Source organism: Methylobacterium oxalidis (assembly GCF_007992195.1).
GTDB classification, from domain to species: Bacteria; Pseudomonadota; Alphaproteobacteria; order Rhizobiales; family Beijerinckiaceae; genus Methylobacterium; species Methylobacterium oxalidis.
The window spans coordinates 1-2406 of the sequence record NZ_BJZU01000248.1; the positions used below are offsets into that span (position 1 = coordinate 1).

4 protein-coding genes and 2 pseudogenes are annotated in these 2406 nt (G+C 62.9%); 2 read left to right on the forward strand and 4 right to left on the reverse strand.

From position 1 onward, the window contains the following. Positions 1 to 122: 122 nt before the first annotated feature. Complete coding sequence (locus MOX02_RS30160) at positions 123 to 617, forward strand: DUF3280 domain-containing protein (protein WP_147029436.1); 495 nt, start codon at positions 123 to 125, stop codon at positions 615 to 617. A gap of 52 nt (positions 618 to 669) precedes the next feature. Here the strand turns inward: MOX02_RS30160 and MOX02_RS32880 are convergent. The 4 genes and pseudogenes from MOX02_RS32880 to MOX02_RS30180 all read right to left on the reverse strand — a co-directional run. Continuing rightward, positions 670 to 795: pseudogene (locus MOX02_RS32880) on the reverse strand (transglutaminase N-terminal domain-containing protein); the annotation flags it as partial. Positions 796 to 849: 54 nt separating this feature from the next. After that, the gene (locus MOX02_RS30170; RefSeq protein ID WP_147029437.1) at positions 850 to 1134 is read right to left on the reverse strand and encodes a hypothetical protein; all 285 of its coding nucleotides are present in this window, start codon (positions 1132 to 1134) and stop codon (positions 850 to 852) included. A gap of 119 nt (positions 1135 to 1253) precedes the next feature. After that, positions 1254 to 1436, reverse strand: a pseudogene (locus MOX02_RS30175) (sigma factor-like helix-turn-helix DNA-binding protein); the annotation flags it as partial. A gap of 147 nt (positions 1437 to 1583) precedes the next feature. Continuing rightward, positions 1584 to 1823 carry a hypothetical protein gene (locus MOX02_RS30180; RefSeq protein ID WP_147029439.1) on the reverse strand — a complete coding sequence of 80 codons (240 nt, stop codon included), beginning with the start codon at positions 1821 to 1823 and terminating at the stop codon, positions 1584 to 1586. Between the two features lie 101 nt (positions 1824 to 1924). Here MOX02_RS30180 and MOX02_RS30185 point away from each other — a divergent pair. Further along, the coding region (locus tag MOX02_RS30185; RefSeq protein WP_147029440.1) for a DUF47 domain-containing protein at positions 1925 to 2406 on the forward strand (482 nt) is incomplete at its 3' end.

Genomic DNA, 2406 nt, shown 5'->3' on the forward strand with positions numbered 1-2406 from the left:
CCAGCCTGACGCCTTATTGTGAGGGACTGGACGCGGACTGCTCGCACATGGATGGCTGCTCACCCTGACTTACCTCCTCGTCATGCGTTCACCTCTCGAAGGCTACTCGGGAAGGAACGCTGATGAAGGCCGGACACTGGCGATTTACGGCTCTCGCTGTCGTGCTACTCGCTTCCACGGTCGCTCACGCCGAGCCGCCGAAAGCTGCCGTGTTCGACTTCCAACATGCCGATCAAGGTGCGCTGGGTCCAACCGATGCTGACCGAGCCCGCCTCGGTCCTCTGAGTGACCTGTTACGCTCACTGCTGAAGGACAGCGGCCGATACCAGATTGCCTCGACCGAAGCGGTGAAGGCTGAGGTGGCCAAAGGCCCTGACCTGCGCCACTGCAACGGCTGCGCTGAGGACTACGCCAAGAAGCTCGGCGCGGATGTCGCGATCACAGGTGAGATCCAGAAGGTGCCTAACCTGATTCTCAACATCAACATCTATGTGAAAGACTTGCGAAACAACAAGCCCGAACAGGCCTACAGCGTCGACATTCGGGGCAACAACGACACCTCGTTCGATCGTGGGCTGAGATATCTCGTGAAGAACAACCTCCCGCCTCCGCAATAGTGTTGCCGGCAACGTCATGAGCCCAGCTCAGCGCGGGTGTCGGAGCGAGGGTAAGTTCGCTCGACATCACGCGAACGTCGCGGCTCTCGCGCGGGCGCAACATCAGGCGATGCGGCCCGAGGCTGACACGTTGACGGTAGCGGTAGACGGTTCGGTGGCGGGTGTTGAGTTCGGCCATCGGGCGCCCCCGTGACAAAGACTGTGCAGCACACCGGCTGATCGAACGGCGATCCTACTCCGCCGGGCCTCTGAACGCGGTCACGTCGTCCTTCTGCCACTCGACGTAGTAACCGCCCCGGCTCAGCGCCTCGATCAGAACTGCCTTCCAGTCCGTGACTCTGCGGCCCGATGCTTGCTCGAAGACCAGTGCGCAAACGCGCGAAACCGTGCCGACAGAGGGGGCGCCGCGGCGCGACCAGTGCCGGCTCAACGGCGCGATAGCGGCGTCGTAGAGTGCCGCCTGCTCCGCGTTCATGAGGTCGAGCCTCATGTCTTCCATCTCGGCCGGACCGATCATGCCTGTCTCCCACGATCATGCTGCATCGCACAATGACAAGAAGATCGGAGCGGGATGAGTTCCGTCAGATGAAGCGCGACGCCCCTCGTTGACGTTGCGTCGCTTCGCTTGTTGCTAGGTCAGCGTGCCGGCTGACGCGTCTCTGATCCGAGGCTGCTGGCCAAGAGCGTGCGGGCGCGGCTGACGCGGCTCTTGGCCGTGCCCACCTCAAAACCAATCACCGCAGCGGCCGCCTCGTAGGTCAGCCCCTTCGCACCAACCAGCAGCAGCGCCTCCCGCTGCAGCGGCGGCAACTTGGCCAGTAATTGACGACAAGGCCTTTCAGGCGAGCTTTTCATTTTGAGATCAGGTCAGCGATCGAGCGGTAATCAGGCCACATAGCGTTCTGCGCGGTCGCGCAACGTTTTCTGCCCTGCGTTCGAAAAGATGCCCTTGGCCCGCAGCGGCACTCAGATCGCGCGGATCTCGTCGCGCTTGAGCTTGATGGTCTTGGCCATTTTGGTGGACAGCTTGCCGACGACCGCAACATGAGCGGCAGCATCAACCGCAGCCTGAACGCTCGCCATGGCCTCCTCTGCACTCGGCTTCAGTGCGGCGTAGGTCACTGCCTCAGCCTCAGCGCCGATGCCGGCCGAACCCGTCACGGCAACAAGGAAGGCAGTGTAGCGTTTGTGCTTGGTGCTCGGCATCTTGAGCGCCTTGCCACGCACGGCTGAGTTGAACAACGCTACACGCGCAGGGGTGGTGCTGCTCTGCGGATCCGCGTGTGGACGATCGAGGGGTTCGCTGGATGCTGGGTTGGTTTCGGGCTCTGATGCCCCGCGAGGAGCGCTTCTTCGATCTGTTCGCCCGCCACTCCCAGACCCTGATTGCCGGTGCCGAAGCCCTCCAGGGAGTTCTCCAGGGCGGCGAGAACGTCCCGCACTACTGTCAGATCATCGTCGATCGCGAGCACGAAGCCGACGCGATCACGGCCGAGGTTCTGCTCGCTGTGCGGCGCAGCTTCATCACCCCTTTCGATCGCGGCGATATCAAGGACCTGATCCAGTCGATGGACGACGCCATCGACGAGATGAACAAGACGGTGAAGACGATCGCCCTCTACGAGGTCCGCAGCTTTGAGCCCCTGATGCGCGAGATGGGCGAGACCGTGATCGAGGCAGCGCGGCTGACCGCGGAAGCGATCCCGCTCCTCAACGCGGTCGGCACACAGGCCGGGCGCCTCAACGCGCTTACCGAGCAGATCACCCGGGTCGAGGGACGCTCGGACGC